The sequence below is a fragment of the Belnapia sp. genome (genome assembly GCF_059504005.1).
In genome coordinates this window covers 147663-164133 of the sequence record NZ_JCACHU010000025.1, presented here as the reverse complement: position 1 = coordinate 164133, position 16471 = coordinate 147663, and the positions used below count along the sequence as shown (strand labels likewise).

The window sequence follows — 16471 nt, the reverse complement described above, 5'->3', positions numbered from 1 at the left end:
GTATAACAATGCTGATCCTTCCGCGCCGCGTCCTGCTTGCCCTGCCCGCCCTGCTGCCGCTGGCCTCGCGGGCGCAGGGGAGGCCGGTGGTCGTCGCCTCCTTCTCCATCCTCGGCGACATGGTGCGGCAGCTGGCGGGGGAGGCGGTGGAGCTCCGGGTGCTCGCCGGGCCGGAGGCGGATGCGCATGTCTTCCAGCCGCGGCCCTCCGAGGCGCGGGCGGTGGAGGGGGCGGCGCTGGTCATCCGCAACGGGCTGGGCTTCGAGCCCTGGCTGGACCGGCTGCTGCGGAGCACCGGCTATCGAGGGCCCGTGGTGACGGCGAGCGAGGGCATCGCGCCCCGCGGCAACGACCCGCATGCCTGGCAGGATGTGGCCCGCGCCCGGGCCTATGCCGCCAGCCTCGCGCGCGGGCTCGGCGCCGTGCTGCCCCCGGGGGCGCTGCGGGCGGCGGAGTACGATGCGCGGCTCGCGGCGCTCGACGCCTGGGTGCTGGCCGAGATCGCGCGGGTGCCGCCAGAGCGGCGGGTGGTCGTCACCAGCCATGAGGCCTTCGACTATTTCGCCGCCCGCTACGGCGTGCGGGTGCTGGCGCCGCAGGGCATCGCGCCCAATGCCCAGCCCTCGGCGGCGCAGGTGGCGGCGCTGATCCGGCAGATCCGGGCCGAGCGGGTCTCGGCCGTCTTCATCGAGGGCCGGGGCAGCCAGGCGGTGATGGAGCGGCTGGCGCGGGACGCGGGGATCGCCCTTCGGGGGCGGCTCTATGCCGACACGCTCTCGCCGCCCGACGGCCCGGCCCCGACCTATGAGGCCATGATGCGCCACAACCTCGGCCTGCTCGTCCCCGCCATGCTGGGGGCAACCACGGGCTGAGCCAGGGCGTATCCGCCGCATGACCCTGCCGCCGGACTGGATCGACCCGCCCGACCTCGCCACCGCCCGCGCCGCGCAGCTGGCGCTCGCCGCCCGGGTGGTGACGGAGGATGCGCTGGGCGCGGTGCGGTTGATCGGCGGCGTCGACATCAGCAACACGCGCTTCGACCCGGAGAACCTGGTCTTCGCCGGCGTGGTGGTGCTGGCCTGGCCGGGGCTTGAGGTGGTGGCGAGCGCCTCCGCCGTGCGGCGGGCGACGATGCCCTACATCCCCGGCTTCCTCGGCTTCCGCGAGGTGCCGGCGCTGCTGGAGGCCTGGGCGAGGCTCGGCGAGCGGCCGGACCTCGTCCTCGTGGATGGGCATGGCGTCGCGCATCCGCGGGGCTTGGGCATCGCCTCGCATCTCGGGGTGGTGCTCGATGTGCCCAGCATCGGCGTCGCCAAGTCGCCGCTGGTCGGGCGGCCGGAGGGCGAGCTGAGCGAGGAGCCGGGCGCCGCGGTGCCGCTCGCCTGGAAGGGGCGGGTGCTGGGTACGGTGCTCAGGACGCGGCGGCGCTCCAACCCGCTCTACATCTCGCCGGGGCACCGGGTCTCGCCGGCGACGGCGGTGGAGTGGGTCCGGCGCTGCGGCACCGGCTACCGCCTGCCGGAGCCGACGCGGCAGGCGCATCTGGCGGCCAATGCGGCGCGGCGCGGGCACGGGGTCGCCAAGGCCGAGGCGGCGGGGTAGACCCCGGCCATGCATCGTCTCTGGCTTGCCCTCGGCGCGCTCGCCGGGCTCACTGCCGTCGGCCTCGCCGCCTGGGCCGCGCATGGGGCGCCGGCGCGGCTCGACCCGGCGCGGCTCGGCATTCTGGCGAACGGCATCCAGATGCAGGGCTGGCACGCCCTCGCCCTGCTGGCGACGGGGCTCTGGGCCGAGCGGCGGGGCGGAGCGCTGGCGCATCTCGCCGGCGCGGGCTTCGCGCTGGGGCTCATCCTCTTCTGCGGCGGGGTCTATGCGGTGGCGATCGGCGGCGTCTCGCTCGGCTCGGTGGCGCCGGCGGGCGGGATCGCGCTGATGGCCGCCTGGGCGCTGCTCGGGCTTTCGGCGCTGATCCGGCGGTGATCGGCGCGGCCTATCTCGCGGACGAGGGCTTCGAGCCGGAGCTGGCGGAGGAGCTGCGCCTGGCCGGCGGCAGCATCGCGGCCTGGCATGGGCGCCTCGCCCTCTCCCCCGAGCCGCCGCGCCCGCTCGCTTGGGCGCTCGAGGCCTGGACGGCGCCGGAGGAGGTGCCGGCCCCTTCGGTGAAGGCGGCCGCCGATGCGCTGCGGGCCATCCAGCGGAATTGGGCGCTCTACGCCCATGGCCAGCATCGCCGCGCGACGCTGATCGCCGAGCGGCTGCCGCCGGTGAAGGCGCGGCCGCTGCTCTTCCCCGAGGCGCCGCCGACCGCCCATCTCGGCGCCTGGACCCTGCTGGCGCCGGACCGGCTGCTGCTGAGCCCGACCAAGACCAGCCCCTTCGTCAACGGCGCCGTGCAATTCGTCGAGGACCGTGAGGGGCCGCCGAGCCGGGCCTATCTCAAGCTCTGGGAGGCGCTGACGCGGGCAGGCCGCTGGCCGCTGCCGGGCGAGACCTGCCTCGACCTCGGCGCCTCGCCGGGCGGCTGGACCTGGGCGCTGGCGCAGCTCGGCGCGCAGGTGACGGCGGTGGACAAGGCGCCGCTCGACCCGGCGGTCGCGGCGCTGCCGGGCGTCGCCATGCGGCAGGAGAGCGCCTTCGGCCTCGACCCGCGGCAGATGCCGGCGGTCGACTGGCTGTTCAGCGACGTGATCTGCTACCCCCGCCGGCTGCTCATCCTGGTGCAGCGCTGGCTGGAGGCGGGGCGGGTGCGGAACATCTGCTGCACCATCAAGTTCCAGGGCGAGACGGACCATGCGGCCGCCGCCGAGTTCGCCGCCATCCCCGGCGCGATGGTCTTCCACGGCGCGCACAACAAGCACGAGCTGATGGTGGTGCGGCTCGGCTGAGCTGGCTGGCATGGCAGATGCTGTGCAGCCCCGCGCTGCGGACCGGCATGGGGCCGGGCGCAGCGGAGGCAGGAGGGCCATGCAGGTCTCAAGCGCCGGCAGTGCCGGCAACGCGGCCCTGATCCAGCAGATGCGGCAACAGATATTCAGCCGCGCCGACAAGGACCGCGACGGCAGCATCTCGCTCGCCGAGTTCCAGGCCCAGGCGAAGCCGGCAGCTTCTGCCAGGGCGGGGGCAGTGGATGCCGCCTTCAAGGCCCTCGATGCCGATGGCGACGGCAAGCTCAGCGCCGCCGAGATGGCGAAGGCCCGGCCGTCCCATCTTGGCGGCACCCGGCCGGCCATGGGGACGGATGGGCTCGCCGCGCTGCTCGGCGTGCAGGAAGGCGGCCAGGCCGCCGCCGGCGGCATTCAGGGCGTGATGGCGCGGATGCTCCAGGCCTATGGCGGCAGGGCGGCCGCCTGACCGGGCATGGCGCGCCCGGCCGGGACGGGGCACCCTGAGGGCCAGGAGAGGAAGACCCGCCATGGCCCTGCGTCCCGTCGCCCTGCTCGCCCTGCTGCTGGCGCTCGCCGGCTGCGGCTGGCCGAGCGGCATCAGCCTGCCCGGCGGCCCGACCCGCGGGACCATGACCTATGATGAGGCGATGGGCGCCCGCAACGGCCTGACCCGGCTGGAGCGGCTGCCGCCCGCCGAGCGCTGAGGCTGGACCTCCCGCCGCCCGGCGTTACGATGCCGCGCATCGGACCTGCCGGGGGAAAGCTGCCATGCGCGCCTTGTTCGTCGATGCCAACCCGTCGCTCGCGGCGGTGACCGAGCGGCTGCTGCGCCCGGGCGACCCGGAGGTCGCCATCCACCGCGACCCCGACATCAAGGCCAATGACCTGCCGCGGCTGCTGGCCGGCTACGAGATCGCCATCGACGACCACACGCCCTTCCCGACCGGGATCGTGAAGCAGTGCCCGGACCTCAAGCACATCGTCTTCCTCGGCACCGGCGCGCGCAGCTACATGAACCCGGAGGAGCTGGAGGCGCTCGGCGTCACCGTCCACATCATCAAGGGCTATGGCGACACGGCGGTCGCGGAGATGGCTTTCGCCCTGATGTGGGACGCGGCGCGGAAGACGGCGCATATGGACGGCGCCATCCGCTCCGGCGGCTGGCCGCGGGTGGTGGGCACGCAGCTCACCGGTAAGACGGTCGGGCTGATCGGGGTGGGGGGCATCGGCGCCGAGATGGCGCGGCTCTGCGCCGGGATCGGGATGAAGGTCCTGGCCTGGAACCGCTCGCCGAAGGCGATGCCGGGGGTGGAGTTCGTCTCCCTCGAGCAGCTGCTGGCGGAGAGCGACGTGGTTTCGCTGCACCTGCTGCTGAACGACGAGACGCGGGGCTTCCTCTCGCGCGAGCGGCTGGCGCAGATGAAGCCGGGGGCGATCCTGGTGAACACCGCCCGCGGCGCCATCGTCGATGAGCTCGCCCTGGCCTCGGCGCTGGAGGCCGGGCATCTCGGCCATGCGGGCCTCGACGTCTTCACCGAGGAGCCGCTGCCGGCGGGCCATCCGCTGGCCCGCCTGGAGAATGCGACGCTCACCTCCCACGCCGCCTTCCGGACGCCGGAGGCGAGCGACAACCTGATCGGGGCTGCACTCGACCATTGCCGGCGGATCCTGGCCGAGGGGCGGTAGCTGGCGGGGCCCTGCGGGCCAGGGCGCCCGTCCGGCCAGCTGAGCCCCATGCCGGCGGGGCGGGCGAGCCCTGCCCGGCAGCGGCGCCCCGGGGCCGGGAGGCGAAGGACGTGTCGGGCGGCCAGCCTCAGCGGATGTAGATGCCGAAGCCCGGCGGGGGCGGCGGGGCGTAGTAGCGCGGCGGCGGCGCGTAATAGACCGGCGGCGGCGGCCGGTAGTAGACCGGCGGCGGGGGCGGCGCGTAGTAGTAGCGCGGCGGCGGAGCGTAGTAACGCGGCGGCGGCGGCCGGTAATGCCCATAGCCGTGTCCGTGCGGGCGGCCGTACCAGTAGGGCTGCGCCTCGCCCGGCGAGGGCGCGAAGGCCAGGCCGGCGACGAGGCCTGCCAGGGCGAGAATGGTCAGTCGAAGGGCGCGCATGGCAGCCGATCCTCCTTGCTTGCGGGGAAGATAGCGCCCCGCTTGCGGCGGAAACGCGGCAACTGCGCGGTATGGCCGGGGCCGCGGATCACTCCGCCGCGAAGACCCGGTCGAAAATGGTGCGGACATGGGCGAAGTCGCGCGCCGGGTCCATCGCCGCATCCAGCGCCGCCCCGTCCATCACCGCGGCGACCCCCGGCTCGGCCAGGAGGTTGTCGCGGAAGCGGCGGAAGTCCGGCCGGCCGAGCGCCCGCCAGCTGGCCATGGCGGCGGCCTGGACGGCGGCATAGGCGGCCTCGCGGCTCATCCCCGCCTGGGTCAGCGCCAGCAGCACCTTCTGCGAATGGACGACGCCGCCGAGGCTCTCCAGGTTCTCCGCCATCCGCTCCGGGTAGACCGTGAGCTTCTCCATCATGCCCGTGAGCCGGGCGAGGGCGAAGTCGAGGCCGATGGTGGCGTCCGGCGCGATCACCCGCTCGACGCTGGAATGGCTGATATCGCGCTCATGCCACAGGGCGACGTTCTCCAGCGCCGGGACGACATGGCTGCGCACCAGCCGGGCGAGGCCGGTCAGGTTCTCCGACAGCACCGGGTTCCGCTTGTGCGGCATGGCCGACGAGCCCTTCTGCCCGGCATGGAAGAACTCCTCGGCCTCGCGCACCTCGCTCCGCTGCAGGTGGCGCACCTCGGTCGCCAGCCGCTCGACCCCGGAGGCGACGACGCCGAGGGCGGCGAAGAAGGCGGCATGCCGGTCGCGCGGGATCACCTGGGTCGAGACCGGCTCCACCGCGAGGCCGAGCTTCTCGGCGACATGGGCCTCGACGCGCGGGTCGACGCTCGCAAAGGTGCCGACCGGGCCGCTGATGGCGCAGGTGGCGACCTCCGCCCGGGCGGCGACCAGCCGGGCGCGGTTGCGGCGGAACTCGGCGTAGTGGCCGGCGAGCTTCAGGCCGAAGGTGGTCGGCTCGGCATGGATGCCGTGGCTGCGGCCGATGGTGGGCGTGAACTGGTGCTCGAAGGCGCGGGCCTTCAGCGCCGCCAGCAGCGCGCCGCAATCGGCGATCAGCAGGTCCGCCGCCCGGGCCATCTGCACGGCGAGGCAGGTGTCGAGCACGTCGGAGCTGGTCATGCCCTGGTGCATGAAGCGCGCCTCGGGCCCGATGCCCTCGCCCATCCAGGTGAGGAAGGCGATGACGTCGTGCCGGGTGACGCGCTCGATGGCGTCGATCGCCTCCACCTCGGCCGGGCCGATCGAGGCGGCGCGGGGCGCGCCCCGCTCGCGGATGGCGCGGGCGGCCTCCTCCGGGATGGTGCCGAGCCGGGCCATGGCCTCGGCGGCCAGCGCCTCGATCTCGAACCAGATGCGGAAGCGTTCTTCCGGCGACCAGATCGCGGCCATCTGCGGGCGGGTGTAGCGGGGGACCATCCGGGCCTCGGGCGTCAGGGGGCGTGCGGCCCGGGGTTTGGACCCCAGGGGCGCGGATGGCAAGGCCGCTGGTCCATTACCGTTTAGGGTTGCATAAATATTGCCAGATATTTATGTGCGGCCGGCCGCCCAGGAGCCTTCCCGCCATGCCCGAATGGTTAGTCCCGCTTGCCCAGGTGCTGTTCATCGACCTCGTCCTGGCCGGGGACAATGCCATCGTCGTCGGCATGGCCGCGGCCGGCCTGCCGGCGGAGCAGCGACGCCGCGCCATCTTCTGGGGCATCATCGCCGCGACCGTGATGCGCATCGGCTTCGCCGCCATCACCGCTCAGCTCCTGGCGATCGTCGGCATCACCCTCGCGGGCGGCGTGCTGCTGCTCTGGGTCTGCTGGAAGATGTTCCGCGAGCTGCGCTCCAACCACCACGAGGCGCCCGACGAGGCCGTGGCCGAGGCGGGTGCCGCGGCGCCGTCCGGCAAGACCCTGACCCAGGCGATCACCCAGATCCTCGTCGCCGACATCTCCATGAGCCTCGACAATGTCCTCGCCGTGGCGGGCGCGGCGAAGGAGCATACCTGGGTGCTCATCGTGGGCCTCGGCATCTCCGTCGTGCTGATGGGCGTCGCGGCCTCGCTGATCGCCAACCTGCTGAACCGGCATCGCTGGATCGCCTGGCTCGGCCTCGCCGTCATCCTCTACGTGGCGGTGGACATGATCTGGGAGGGCACGCACCAGGTAGCCGACCAGGTGCCGGGCGCCTATGCCTACCTGCTGCTGCCGCTCGGCTACCTCGCCCTGCCGCATGTCTTCCCCGCCTGGATCTGGGCGGCGGCGACGGCGCTGCAGGTGGTGGCTGTTGCCGCGCTGGCGACCATCACCGTCACGCTGATGCGGCGGGCCGGGGCGCGGGATACGTGACGCAGCGGTAATCCGTTCGGCTGCTCCAGGCCATCCGGCCGGCCTGGGGGCCGCTTCACAGGCCTAAACCGCTCCCCTAGGGTGCGCCGCGCCGGAGTCCCGGCCGTTTTCGCCACCGTCACCCGGCCGGAGCCCGCTGCATGGATTTGTCGTCTTTCGCCGAGAGTTGGAATTGGCTGCTGCTGGGGCAGATCCTCGGCGTCAACATCATCCTCTCGGGCGACAATGCGGTGCTGATCGCGCTGGCCGCCGCCGGCCTGCCGGCCGAGCAGCGCGCCAAGGCGATCATGTTCGGCATGGTGCTGGCGGTGGTGCTGCGCATCGTCCTCAGTCTCGCGGCGGTCTGGCTGCTGGCCGTCCCCGGCCTGCTGCTGGTGGGCGGGCTGGTGCTGCTCTGGATCGCCTACAGCTTCTTCAGGGAACTGCGGAACGAGGACAAGGCGGATGCCGAGGGCGACCACGCGCATCACGAGACCAAGACCATGGCGACGGCGCTGCGCCAGATCGTCATTGCCGACGTCTCGATGAGTCTCGACAACGTCCTCGCCGTCGCTGGCGCCGCGGTCGGCAACATGCCGATGCTGATCGTCGGCCTCGTCATCTCCATCCTGCTGATGGGCGTCGCCGCGACGCTGATCTCGAAGCTGCTCGAGCGCTACCGCTGGATCGCCTATCTCGGCGTGGCGCTGATCGTCTGGATCGGGCTGAAGATGGTCTACGAGGACGCGCACCGGCTGCTGGGCATGTACGGCGCCGGCCATGCCGCGCTGGAGCGCAGCCCGGCCCTGGTCGCCGGCCGCGAGGGCTGAGCGGATGAGGCCGGGCCGCGCGGTCCTCGCGGCGGCGCTGCTGCTCGCCGGCTGCGGGATGCCGGCGGAGACCGGGCCGGTTGCCGCGCAGGCCGCTGCGCCCGCCGACCTCGCCGCCCGCCTGCCTGAGGATGCCGCCGGCTTCCTCCGCGGCGCCACGACCCCGCTGTCGCGGGGCGAGGCGGGGCGGGAGGTCGGCTACCGCAGCGCGGGGATGGTTGCCGCCGGCGCCACGGTGCAGCTCTACCGCCTGCCCGGCGCGACCCTGCCCGAGGGCACCGGCAGCGCCGATGCCGAGGCGGCCTTCGACGACTTGATGCGGGAGGCGCTGCGCCCCGTCCCGCCCCGGCGGATGCGGGAGGAGGCGCGCTTCACCCTGCCCGCCGGCGGCCCGGCCCTGCTGCGCTGCGCCGAGACCTCCGGCTCCTACGGGCGGGAGCGGGTGCGGGGCCTGGTCTGCGCCGGCGGGGTCGGCGGCGGGGTGCTGCGGCTGCGCGTCGCGGTCCCCGGGCAGGAGCAGCCGCCGGCCGATGCCCGCGCCTTCGCCTCGGCCATCCTCGCCGCGTTGCGCACCCCCTGACACCGGCCGCCCGGCGCCCTACCTGTCGGGCATGACCAGCCCCGACCCGATGCGCGTCTTCGACCGGCGCCTGGTGCGCCTCCGCCGCGACCGCGCCGCCGCGACGGTCGGCCAGGTGGCGCCGGTGCTGGAGGAGGCGGCCGACCGGCTGCTCGACCGGCTGGACGACATCACCCGCCGCTTCACCCGCGCGCTCGATCTCGGCGGGCGCGGGGTGGTGGCGCCGCGGCTGCGGGCGCGGGGCATCCCTTTCGTCGTCTCGATGGACCTTTCGGCGCGGATGGCGGCAGGCGCCGGCGGGCTGCCGGTGGCGGGCGACGAGGAGGCGCTGCCCTTCGCGCCGGAGAGCTTCGACCTCGTCGTCGCCAGCCTGTCCCTGCACTGGGCCAACGACCTGCCGGGCGCGCTGGTGCAGATCCGCCGGGCGCTGCGGCCGGACGGGCTCTTCCTTGCCTCCCTGCCCGGCCTCGGCACCCTGCAGGAGCTGCGCGAGGCGCTGGCCGGGGCGGAGACGGCGCTGCGCGGCGGCCTCTCGCCCCGGGTCTCGCCCTTCCCCGAGCTGCGCGACCTGGCGGGGCTGCTGCAGCGGGCCGGCTTCGCCCTGCCTGTCGCGGATGGGGAGAGCCTGCCGGTGCGCTACCGCACGCCGCTCGGCCTGTTGCGCGACCTGCGGGCGGCGGGCGAGGCCAATGCCGTCCTCGCCCGCGACGGGCGCACCCCGCCCCGGGCGCTGCTGCCGATGGCGCTGGCCGCCCTGCCGCAGGAGCCAAAGGGCATCCCCGCCGCCTTCCGCCTGCTGATGATGACCGGCTGGGCGCCGCATGAGAGCCAGAGCCGCCCGGCCCGGCCCGGCAGCGCCAATGCCAGGCTGGCCGATGCCCTCGGCGTCGCGGAGCGGAGCGCCGGCGAGCGCGCCGGCCGCTGACCTCGCGCGTCCGCGACCGCTCCCGCGCCTCGCAAGTATTGCACCTGGGGCGCCCCGCGATCATCTTGGGCCCAACCGCTGAATGCAGAGATCGTCGAACACCATGGACCAGCAGAGCGGCGACGCGCGCCGCATCACCCTTCATTCCGCCGATGACTTCGCCGGCATGCGGCGGGCCGGCCGGCTGGCCGCGGAGACGCTCGACCTCATCACCCCGCATGTCCGCCCCGGCGTCAGCACGGCGGAGCTGGACCGCATCTGCCACGAGCATATCCTGGCGCAGGGCGCAGTGCCGGCGCCGCTCGGCTATCGCGGCTATCCGAAGTCGATCTGCACCTCGGTCAACCACGTGGTCTGCCACGGCATCCCTGGCGAGCGGGTGCTGATGGACGGCGACGTGGTCAATATCGACGTCACCGTCATCCTCGATGGCTGGCATGGCGACACCAGCCGGATGTACGTCGCCGGCAACGCCTCGACCAAGGCGCGGCTGCTGCTCGACGTCACCTATGAGTCGCTGATGCGCGGCATCGAGGCGGTGAAGCCGGGGGCGACGCTCGGCGATATCGGCCATGCCATCCAGAGCTTCGTCGAACGCAACCGCTTCGCCGTGGTGCGGGACTTCTGCGGCCACGGCATCGGCCGGCGCTTCCACGAGCCGCCGAACGTGCTGCATTTCGGCCGCCCCGGCGAGGGGCCGAAGCTCCGCCCAGGCATGTTCTTCACCATCGAGCCGATGGTGAACGCCGGCCGTCCGGAGGTGAAGATCCTCGACGACGGCTGGACGGCGGTGACGCGCGACCGCAGCCTCTCGGCCCAGTTCGAGCACATGGTGGGCGTCACCGAGACGGGGGTGGAGGTCTTCACCTACTCCCCGGCCGGGATGCACAAGCCGCCCTACGGCGCCTGACCGGCTTTCGTTAAAGCATCGCATCGTGTAGGCTCGCCCCGACCATCGGGGACGAGGGATGCCGAGGGGCGGGAAAGCGAAGGGCTTCGCCGATATGGGGATGCCGGCCCTGCCGCTCGGGATGCCGGAGCCGCCGCCCGGCCATCTCGGCCACCGCCCCCGCATGCGCCAGCGCCTGCTGACCGGCGGGCCCGAGGCGCTGGCCGATTACGAGCTGCTGGAGATGGTGCTCTTCCTCGCCCTGCCGCGGCAGGACACCAAGCCGGTCGCCCGCGCCCTGATCGCCCGCTTCGGCAGCTTCGCCAATGCCATCGCCGCCCCCGCCGTGGAGCTCTGCCAGGTGGAGGGCGTGAAGGAGGCCGGCGCCGCCGCGCTGAAGACGGTGCAGGCGGCGGCCCTGCGCCTGGCGCGGGCCGAGCTGGTGGACCGGCCGCTGCTCGACTCCTGGGACCGGCTGCTGGACTACCTCGCCGCCAGCCTGGCCCGGGCGCGGGTCGAGGAGGTGCATGCGCTCTTCCTCGATGCCCGCAACCGGCTGATCGCCGATGAGGTCCTCGGCCGCGGCACGGTGAACCACACGCCGGTCTATCCGCGGGAGGTGGTGCGGCGGGCGCTCGAGCTGCAGGCGACGGCGCTGATCCTGGTCCACAACCACCCCTCGGGCGATCCGACGCCGTCGCGCGCCGACCTGCAGATGACGGCGGAGGTAAAGGCCGCGGCTGCCGTTTTCGACATCCACCTGCATGACCATCTGATCATCGGCAACGGGCGCCGGCTCTCCCTGCGGCGGGAGGGGCTGCTCGGAGCGTGAGCGAGGCGTAGCTGTTGTGATGTTGACCCGAACCACTGGCCGGCGGCAGGCTCGCCCAATGCGCAAGCTCGTGCTGCCCGTTGCAATCTGCCTGATCGCGGCCGGGCCCGGCCCGGCCTGGTCGCAGGGCAAGCCGCCGCCCCTCGGGGCGGAGCCGGGCGCGGCACCGGGCGGCAAGCCGCCGCCGCTGGGTGCCTCGCCCACGCCGCAGGGCCCCGCCATGGCCGCGGTGCCGGGTGTCAAGCCGCCGCCCCTGCCGCCGGGCAGCGGGCCCTTCGGCGCGGCGCCGGGCGGGCCGCGGGCCATCTCCTCCGGCACCGGCTTCGTGGTCGCGCCGTCGCGCATCCTCACCAACCATCATGTGGCGCGGGAGTGCACGGAGATGCGCGTCCGCACCTCGACTGGGGCGGAGCTCACCGCCCGCGTCGGCGCCAAGGACGAGCAGCGGGACCTCGCCCTGCTGACGGTGCAGGGCGGCGACCCCGGCCCGGTGCTCAGCTTCCGCAGCGGGCCCGAGATTCGGCGCGGCGAGGGGGTCGTCACCTATGGCTTCCCGCTGGCGGGGCTGCTCTCCTCCGGCCCGACGCTGACGACGGGCGAGGTCTCGGCCTTGGCTGGGCTGCGCGACAACCAGGGGCAGTTCCAGATCAGTGCCCCGGTGCAGCCAGGCAATTCGGGCGGGCCGCTGCTTGACCTCGGCGGCAACGTGATGGGCGTCGTCGTATCCAAGCTGAATGCCCAGCGCATCGCCCAGAGCACCGGCGACATCCCGCAGAACGTCAATTTCGCGGTGAAGGGCAGCGAGGCGGTGGATTTCCTCCGCCGCAACGGCATCCAGCCACGGCTGGCGCCGACCACCGGCTCCGCGCTGCGCAGCGCGGCCGAGGTGGGGGAGGTCGCCCATCCCTCCACCGTCTTCCTCCGCTGCATGCGGTGATGGCGGCGCGCCTGCCGCGTGCTAGTCTCGTGGCAGGCGGGGGCGTGCCGAAACGGTAGCCGGAAGGGACTTAAAATCCCTCGGGCGCGAGCCCGTGCGGGTTCGAATCCCGCCGCCCCTACCAGCCCTCAGAAGGCCGGGACGACCGAGCCCTGGAAGGTGGCGGCGACGAAGTCCTTCACCTCCTGCGTCTGGTAGGCGGCGACCAGCCGCCGCACCCAGGGCGCCGCCTGGTCCTGCCTGCGGACGACGATCAGGTTGGCATAGGGGCTATCGCCGCTCTCGAGGGCGATGGCGTCCTTCACCGGGTTGAGCCCGGCGGGGACGGCGAAGTTCGTGTTGATCGCCGCCGCATCGACCTCCGGCAGCACGCGCGGCAGCTGCGCAGCCTCGAGCTCGACGATGCGCAGGCGGCGCGGGTTCTCGGTGATGTCGGCGACCGTCGCGCGGAAGTCGCTGCCCGGGCGCAGGCCGAAGGCGCCCTTGGAGGCCAGCAGCACCAGGGCGCGGCCGCCATTGGTCGGGTCGTTCGGGATGGCGACGCGCCCGCCCTGCGGCAGCTCCGCCAGCGCCTTGATCCGCCGCGAATAGACGCCGAGCGGGAAGATCAGCGTCTTGCCGACGCCGACCAGCGCCAGGCCACGATCCTTCACCTGCTGGTCGAGGAAGGGCTGGTGCTGGTAGCTGTTGGCATCGAGGTCGCCCGCCGCCAGCGCCGCATTCGGCTGGATGTAGTCCTGGAACTCGGTGATCCGCAGCGCGAGCCCGTCGCGCGCGGCGATCTCGCGCACCTTCTCCAGCACCTGGGCATGCGGTCCGGCCGTCGCGCCGATGCGGATGGGGCGGGCAGTGCTGCCGATCTCCTGCGCGTAAGCAAGCGACGGGGCGGCGAGGGCGGCGAGCAGCAGCGGGCGGCGGCGGATCATGCGGGGTTCACTCCGTCAGCGATGGGAGAGGCGCCGGACCAGCCAATCCCCGATGGACTGCAGGCCCTGCACCAGCAGGATGAGGATGAGGACGACGCTCGCCATCACCTCCGGCATGAAGCGCTGGTAGCCGAAGCGGATGCCGAGATCGCCGAGCCCGCCGCCGCCGATCGCCCCCGCCATGGCGGAGAAGCCGACCAGCGAGACCAGCGCCACGGTGACGGCGGCAACCAGCCCCGGCAGCGCCTCCGGCACCAGCACCTTCCAGACGATCTGGCCGCGCGAGGCGCCTATGGCCTGCGCCGCCTCGACGACGCCGGGATCGACCTCGCGCAGCGCATTCTCGAAGAGCCGGGCGAGGAAGGCCGTCGCGGCCAGCGCCAGCGGCACGATCGCGGCTCCGGTGCCGATGGAGGTGCCGGCGACGAGGCGGGTGAAGGGCACGATGGCGACCATCAGGATGATGAAGGGCGTCGAGCGCGCCGCATTGACGACGAGGCCGAGCGGCCGGTTCAGCCAGGGCAGCGGCGAGAGCCCGCCCGGCCCGGTCACCTGCAGCAGCAGGGCGAGCGGCAGGCCGAAGGCGATGGCGAGCACCGTGCTGACGCCGACCATGACGAGGGTCTGGCCGAGCGCCTCCAGCAGCAGGTCCTGCATCATGGGGGTGAGCCAGCTCATGGCGCGATCTCCTCGATGACGAGCCCTAAGCCCCGCATCCAGGCGAAGGCCGCCTCCATCGCCTCGGCCGGCCCATAGGCGGCGAGCGCCATGACGCCGAAGGGCTCGCCCGCGATGCTGTCGATGCGGCCGGCGGCGATGTCGAGGTCGATGCCGAATTCCCGGCTCGCCTCGCTGATGACGGCGCGGGTGCTGTGCGGGCCGAGGAAGAGCACCTGCACCAGCCGCCGCACCTCGCCCGGCCGGGGGCTCGGCAGGCGGGCGAGCGTCCCAGGGGGCACGCCATGGCCGATCACCTCGGCGACGAAGCGCCGCGTCGTCTCCTGCCGCGGCCGGATGAAGACCTCCAGCACCGGCCCCTGCTCGATGACGCGCCCGGCCTCCATCACCGCCACCCGGTCGCAGATCGACTTCACCACCGCCATCTCATGAGTGATGAGCAGCACGGTGAGCTGGAGCCGGTCGCGCAGGTCGCGGATGAGGGCGAGGATCTCGGCCGTCGTCTCCGGGTCGAGCGCGCTGGTCGCCTCGTCGCAGAGCAGGATGCGCGGGCGGCTGGCCAAAGCGCGAGCGATGCCGACGCGCTGCTTCTGCCCGCCCGAGAGCTGGGCCGGGTAGGCATCCCGCTTCGCCTCCAGCCCGACGAGGGGCAGCAGCTCGGCGACGCGGGCGGCGCGCTCGGCGCGGGGGATGCCCGCGATCTCGAGCGGGAAGGCGATGTTCTCGGCCACTGTCCGCCGGTGGTGCAGGTTGAAGTGCTGGAAGACCATGCCGATGTCACGCCGGGCCGCCCGCAGCGCCGCGGCATCGAGGCCGAGCAGGTCCTGGCCGAGCACGGTGACGGCGCCGGCATCCGGCCGCTCCAGCAGGTTGACGGTGCGCACCAGGGTCGACTTGCCGGCGCCGGAGCGGCCGACGATGCCGAAGATCTCGCCGCTCCGCACCTCGAGCGAGACATCGGCCAGCGCCAGCGTCCCGCCCGCGGCGAAGCGCTTGCTGAGGCCGGCGAGGCGGATGGCGGGCTCGTCGGCCTGAAGGGCGGGCATGTCACGCATGATCATCGTGGTATGAGCCGGATCGCCGACCATTACCACCTGCTTAATGCGCAGATCAGCCATCGCCCTGGGGCGGGCTCAGAAGGCAATGCGGGTCCTGAGCGAGAAGACGTTCACCGGCCCGCGATCGGCGTTGTAGGCCGGGTTGGCGATGAGCTGGTAGTCGAGCGCCATGGTGAGGCCGGGGGCGATGCGCGCGTCGTAATAGATTTCCGTCGCCAGTTCCGGCGAGTAGTTCAGCCGCCCGTCGCCGGTGATGAAGCCGATGCCGCCCGCCTCCAGGTATTGCCGCCGCCCGGCCGAGATCCAGCCGATATTGGTGCCGAGCCCGATCGTGTCCGCCGGCCGCCCCCAGCGGTCGCCGCGCAGCGAGAGGCCGGCGGAGATGGCGCGGTCCATCTCGGTGAACATCCAGTTCTGCGTCCGGCCATCGTTCCAGGACAGGCGGAGGAAGGCGCCGAGGTCGTCGGTCAGCGCCTGCTCCATGTTGAGCGCCACCATCTGCTTCAGCCGGTAGCCGGAGGGGTTCTTGTCGAAGGTTTCGAAGCCGTTGGCGAAGAGCTCGCCCCAGGTCGATTGCCGGGTGCGGGAGGCGCCGTAGAGCAGCCGCACCGCGCCGGCCCGGCCGCCGATCTCGTAGAATCGGTCCAGCTGGCCGATCACCTGCCAGGCGCGGGTGATGGACGGGTCCATGAACAGCCCGTTGGCCCGCCGCGCCACCTGGAAGGCGCCGGCACGGACGGCCCAGGTCCCGTTCTCCCACTCAAGGGCGGCGCCATAGGTCCAGCCCCGCGCATCGGCCGAGAAGTCGAAGGCGCCGGCGCCGACCAGCGCCCAGTTGAGGAACTGGGTGCGCGCGTCATGGGCGTAGAGGTTGTCGTCGAAGATGTCCCAGACCGAGAATTTCCCGACCGTGATGGTCAGCCGCTCCCGCGGCATCGGCCCGTTGAAGCGCAGCGGGTCCTCGTCATCCGGCACGGTGTCGCCGGAGAGGGCGATGGTCTGGCGCAGGAAGGCGCGGGGGACGAAGAAGGTCGGCTCGGTGGAGCCGAGGCGGAAGGCCTCGTTGTTCGGGAAGGCGGCGGCGCCCGTCGAGTTGGACAGGCCGAAGCCGCGCGTCACCGAGGCATCTACGATCACCTCCGCCCCACGCCAGAGCCGGCGGCCGAGGACGAGGTCGGTCGATAGCGTGTTCCGCGCATTCGGCGCCGGGCTCAGGCTGCCCGCGCCGCGATAGGGCGAGTTGAAGCGCGTGTTGCCCTGCAGGACGAAGGTGGCCTGGCCGCGCAACAGCCAGCCCTGCTCCTCCAGCCGGTCTTGCAGGGCGGCGAGGTCGGGGAAGAGCGCCGCCTCGGGCGGGCCGACATTGGCGACGGCCGCGCTGCCGTAGCCCTGCGCCGCGGCCTGGCCGGCGAGGAGGGTCCAAGGGATGACGGCGAAAGCCGCCCCAGCGAGGGCCCCGCGCAGGGCGCGGAGCGGGGTGAGGCCGGGCAGCGATCGCATCGCGG

20 protein-coding genes and 1 tRNA gene are annotated in these 16471 nt (G+C 73.2%); 15 read left to right on the top strand and 6 right to left on the bottom strand.

Going from position 1 to position 16471, the window contains the following annotated elements; all coding sequences use genetic code 11:
• Positions 1 to 8 precede the first annotated feature (8 nt).
• The 7 genes from AC5JJ1_RS04760 (at position 9) to AC5JJ1_RS04730 (ending at position 4571) form a co-directional block, all read left to right on the top strand.
• Positions 9 to 872, top strand: a complete 864-nt coding sequence (locus AC5JJ1_RS04760) for a metal ABC transporter solute-binding protein, Zn/Mn family (RefSeq protein ID WP_495783965.1) — start codon at positions 9 to 11, stop codon at positions 870 to 872.
• 19 nt (positions 873 to 891) lie between these two features.
• Complete coding sequence (gene nfi, locus AC5JJ1_RS04755) at positions 892 to 1602, top strand: deoxyribonuclease V (RefSeq protein ID WP_495783964.1); 711 nt, start codon at positions 892 to 894, stop codon at positions 1600 to 1602.
• A 9-nt stretch (positions 1603 to 1611) separates the two neighbouring features.
• Complete coding sequence (locus AC5JJ1_RS04750; protein WP_495783963.1) at positions 1612 to 1980, top strand: DUF423 domain-containing protein; 369 nt, start codon at positions 1612 to 1614, stop codon at positions 1978 to 1980.
• The gene (locus tag AC5JJ1_RS04745; protein ID WP_495783962.1) at positions 1977 to 2885 is read left to right on the top strand and encodes an SAM-dependent methyltransferase; all 909 of its coding nucleotides are present in this window, start codon (positions 1977 to 1979) and stop codon (positions 2883 to 2885) included. Before AC5JJ1_RS04750 ends, AC5JJ1_RS04745 begins: the two co-directional genes overlap by 4 nt.
• 79 nt (positions 2886 to 2964) lie before the next feature.
• Positions 2965 to 3351, top strand: a complete 387-nt coding sequence (locus AC5JJ1_RS04740; protein WP_495783961.1) for an EF-hand domain-containing protein — start codon at positions 2965 to 2967, stop codon at positions 3349 to 3351.
• Positions 3352 to 3412: 61 nt separating this feature from the next.
• Entirely contained in the window at positions 3413 to 3589 is a 177-nt protein-coding gene (locus tag AC5JJ1_RS04735; RefSeq protein WP_495783960.1) for a hypothetical protein, read from the top strand.
• Positions 3590 to 3653: 64 nt separating this feature from the next.
• Positions 3654 to 4571, top strand: coding sequence for an NAD(P)-dependent oxidoreductase (locus tag AC5JJ1_RS04730; protein ID WP_495783959.1), 918 nt, complete (start codon positions 3654 to 3656; stop codon positions 4569 to 4571).
• 127 nt (positions 4572 to 4698) lie between these two features.
• Here AC5JJ1_RS04730 and AC5JJ1_RS04725 read toward each other — a convergent pair whose 3' ends face one another.
• Both AC5JJ1_RS04725 and purB read right to left on the bottom strand, forming a co-directional pair.
• Positions 4699 to 4989 carry a hypothetical protein gene (locus AC5JJ1_RS04725; protein ID WP_495783958.1) on the bottom strand — a complete coding sequence of 97 codons (291 nt, stop codon included), beginning with the start codon at positions 4987 to 4989 and terminating at the stop codon, positions 4699 to 4701.
• 88 nt (positions 4990 to 5077) lie between these two features.
• Positions 5078 to 6415, bottom strand: a complete 1338-nt coding sequence (gene purB / locus AC5JJ1_RS04720; protein WP_495783957.1) for an adenylosuccinate lyase — start codon at positions 6413 to 6415, stop codon at positions 5078 to 5080.
• A 146-nt stretch (positions 6416 to 6561) separates the two neighbouring features.
• Between purB and AC5JJ1_RS04715 the strand changes: the two genes are divergently transcribed.
• From AC5JJ1_RS04715 to AC5JJ1_RS04680, 8 genes are all read left to right on the top strand, one after another.
• Positions 6562 to 7332, top strand: a complete 771-nt coding sequence (locus AC5JJ1_RS04715; RefSeq protein WP_495783956.1) for a TerC family protein — start codon at positions 6562 to 6564, stop codon at positions 7330 to 7332.
• A gap of 140 nt (positions 7333 to 7472) precedes the next feature.
• A complete protein-coding gene (locus tag AC5JJ1_RS04710; protein WP_495783955.1) occupies positions 7473 to 8141 on the top strand; it encodes a TerC family protein in 669 nt (222 codons plus the stop codon).
• 4 nt (positions 8142 to 8145) lie between these two features.
• On the top strand, positions 8146 to 8721 hold the full coding sequence (locus AC5JJ1_RS04705; protein WP_495783954.1) for a hypothetical protein: 576 nt from the start codon (positions 8146 to 8148) through the stop codon (positions 8719 to 8721).
• A 31-nt stretch (positions 8722 to 8752) separates the two neighbouring features.
• Positions 8753 to 9646, top strand: a complete 894-nt coding sequence (locus AC5JJ1_RS04700; RefSeq protein ID WP_495783953.1) for a methyltransferase domain-containing protein — start codon at positions 8753 to 8755, stop codon at positions 9644 to 9646.
• Positions 9647 to 9749: 103 nt separating this feature from the next.
• The gene (gene map / locus AC5JJ1_RS04695) at positions 9750 to 10556 is read left to right on the top strand and encodes a type I methionyl aminopeptidase (RefSeq protein ID WP_495783952.1); all 807 of its coding nucleotides are present in this window, start codon (positions 9750 to 9752) and stop codon (positions 10554 to 10556) included.
• A gap of 94 nt (positions 10557 to 10650) precedes the next feature.
• Positions 10651 to 11367, top strand: a complete 717-nt coding sequence (radC, locus tag AC5JJ1_RS04690) for a RadC family protein (RefSeq protein ID WP_495783984.1) — start codon at positions 10651 to 10653, stop codon at positions 11365 to 11367.
• 58 nt (positions 11368 to 11425) lie between these two features.
• The gene (locus tag AC5JJ1_RS04685) at positions 11426 to 12304 is read left to right on the top strand and encodes a S1C family serine protease (protein ID WP_495783951.1); all 879 of its coding nucleotides are present in this window, start codon (positions 11426 to 11428) and stop codon (positions 12302 to 12304) included.
• 38 nt (positions 12305 to 12342) lie between these two features.
• A tRNA-Leu gene (locus tag AC5JJ1_RS04680) sits at positions 12343 to 12428 on the top strand.
• A 4-nt stretch (positions 12429 to 12432) separates the two neighbouring features.
• On the opposite strand, the gene AC5JJ1_RS04675 is transcribed toward AC5JJ1_RS04680, so the two are convergent.
• The 4 genes from AC5JJ1_RS04675 to AC5JJ1_RS04660 form a co-directional block, all read right to left on the bottom strand.
• Entirely contained in the window at positions 12433 to 13230 is a 798-nt protein-coding gene (locus AC5JJ1_RS04675) for a MetQ/NlpA family ABC transporter substrate-binding protein (RefSeq protein ID WP_495783950.1), read from the bottom strand.
• Between the two features lie 15 nt (positions 13231 to 13245).
• Positions 13246 to 13908, bottom strand: a complete 663-nt coding sequence (locus AC5JJ1_RS04670) for a methionine ABC transporter permease (RefSeq protein WP_495783949.1) — start codon at positions 13906 to 13908, stop codon at positions 13246 to 13248.
• Positions 13905 to 14954, bottom strand: coding sequence for a methionine ABC transporter ATP-binding protein (locus AC5JJ1_RS04665; protein ID WP_495783948.1), 1050 nt, complete (start codon positions 14952 to 14954; stop codon positions 13905 to 13907). Before AC5JJ1_RS04665 ends, AC5JJ1_RS04670 begins: the two co-directional genes overlap by 4 nt.
• An 87-nt stretch (positions 14955 to 15041) precedes the next feature.
• Positions 15042 to 16466 carry a carbohydrate porin gene (locus AC5JJ1_RS04660; RefSeq protein WP_495783947.1) on the bottom strand — a complete coding sequence of 475 codons (1425 nt, stop codon included), beginning with the start codon at positions 16464 to 16466 and terminating at the stop codon, positions 15042 to 15044.
• Between the last annotated feature and the right edge of the window lie 5 nt (positions 16467 to 16471).

Bases quoted from the DNA above. Each gene is read 5' to 3' on its own strand.
- AC5JJ1_RS04715 (WP_495783956.1), top strand. From the start codon at position 6,562: ATGCCCGAATGGTTAGTCCCGCTTGCCCAGGTGCTGTTCATCGACCTC.
- AC5JJ1_RS04700 (WP_495783953.1), top strand. From the start codon at position 8,753: ATGACCAGCCCCGACCCGATGCGCGTCTTCGACCGGCGCCTGGTGCGC.
- AC5JJ1_RS04675 (WP_495783950.1), bottom strand. From the start codon at position 13,230: ATGATCCGCCGCCGCCCGCTGCTGCTCGCCGCCCTCGCCGCCCCGTCG.
- AC5JJ1_RS04760 (WP_495783965.1), top strand. From the start codon at position 9: ATGCTGATCCTTCCGCGCCGCGTCCTGCTTGCCCTGCCCGCCCTGCTG.
- AC5JJ1_RS04710 (WP_495783955.1), top strand. From the start codon at position 7,473: ATGGATTTGTCGTCTTTCGCCGAGAGTTGGAATTGGCTGCTGCTGGGG.
- AC5JJ1_RS04670 (WP_495783949.1), bottom strand. From the start codon at position 13,908: ATGAGCTGGCTCACCCCCATGATGCAGGACCTGCTGCTGGAGGCGCTC.
- AC5JJ1_RS04665 (WP_495783948.1), bottom strand. From the start codon at position 14,954: ATGCCCGCCCTTCAGGCCGACGAGCCCGCCATCCGCCTCGCCGGCCTC.
- radC (WP_495783984.1), top strand. From the start codon at position 10,651: ATGGGGATGCCGGCCCTGCCGCTCGGGATGCCGGAGCCGCCGCCCGGC.
- AC5JJ1_RS04685 (WP_495783951.1), top strand. From the start codon at position 11,426: ATGCGCAAGCTCGTGCTGCCCGTTGCAATCTGCCTGATCGCGGCCGGG.
- AC5JJ1_RS04735 (WP_495783960.1), top strand. From the start codon at position 3,413: ATGGCCCTGCGTCCCGTCGCCCTGCTCGCCCTGCTGCTGGCGCTCGCC.
- AC5JJ1_RS04660 (WP_495783947.1), bottom strand. From the start codon at position 16,466: ATGCGATCGCTGCCCGGCCTCACCCCGCTCCGCGCCCTGCGCGGGGCC.
- AC5JJ1_RS04750 (WP_495783963.1), top strand. From the start codon at position 1,612: ATGCATCGTCTCTGGCTTGCCCTCGGCGCGCTCGCCGGGCTCACTGCC.
- AC5JJ1_RS04740 (WP_495783961.1), top strand. From the start codon at position 2,965: ATGCAGGTCTCAAGCGCCGGCAGTGCCGGCAACGCGGCCCTGATCCAG.
- AC5JJ1_RS04730 (WP_495783959.1), top strand. From the start codon at position 3,654: ATGCGCGCCTTGTTCGTCGATGCCAACCCGTCGCTCGCGGCGGTGACC.
- AC5JJ1_RS04705 (WP_495783954.1), top strand. From the start codon at position 8,146: ATGAGGCCGGGCCGCGCGGTCCTCGCGGCGGCGCTGCTGCTCGCCGGC.
- purB (WP_495783957.1), bottom strand. From the start codon at position 6,415: ATGGTCCCCCGCTACACCCGCCCGCAGATGGCCGCGATCTGGTCGCCG.
- nfi (WP_495783964.1), top strand. From the start codon at position 892: ATGACCCTGCCGCCGGACTGGATCGACCCGCCCGACCTCGCCACCGCC.
- map (WP_495783952.1), top strand. From the start codon at position 9,750: ATGGACCAGCAGAGCGGCGACGCGCGCCGCATCACCCTTCATTCCGCC.
- AC5JJ1_RS04725 (WP_495783958.1), bottom strand. From the start codon at position 4,989: ATGCGCGCCCTTCGACTGACCATTCTCGCCCTGGCAGGCCTCGTCGCC.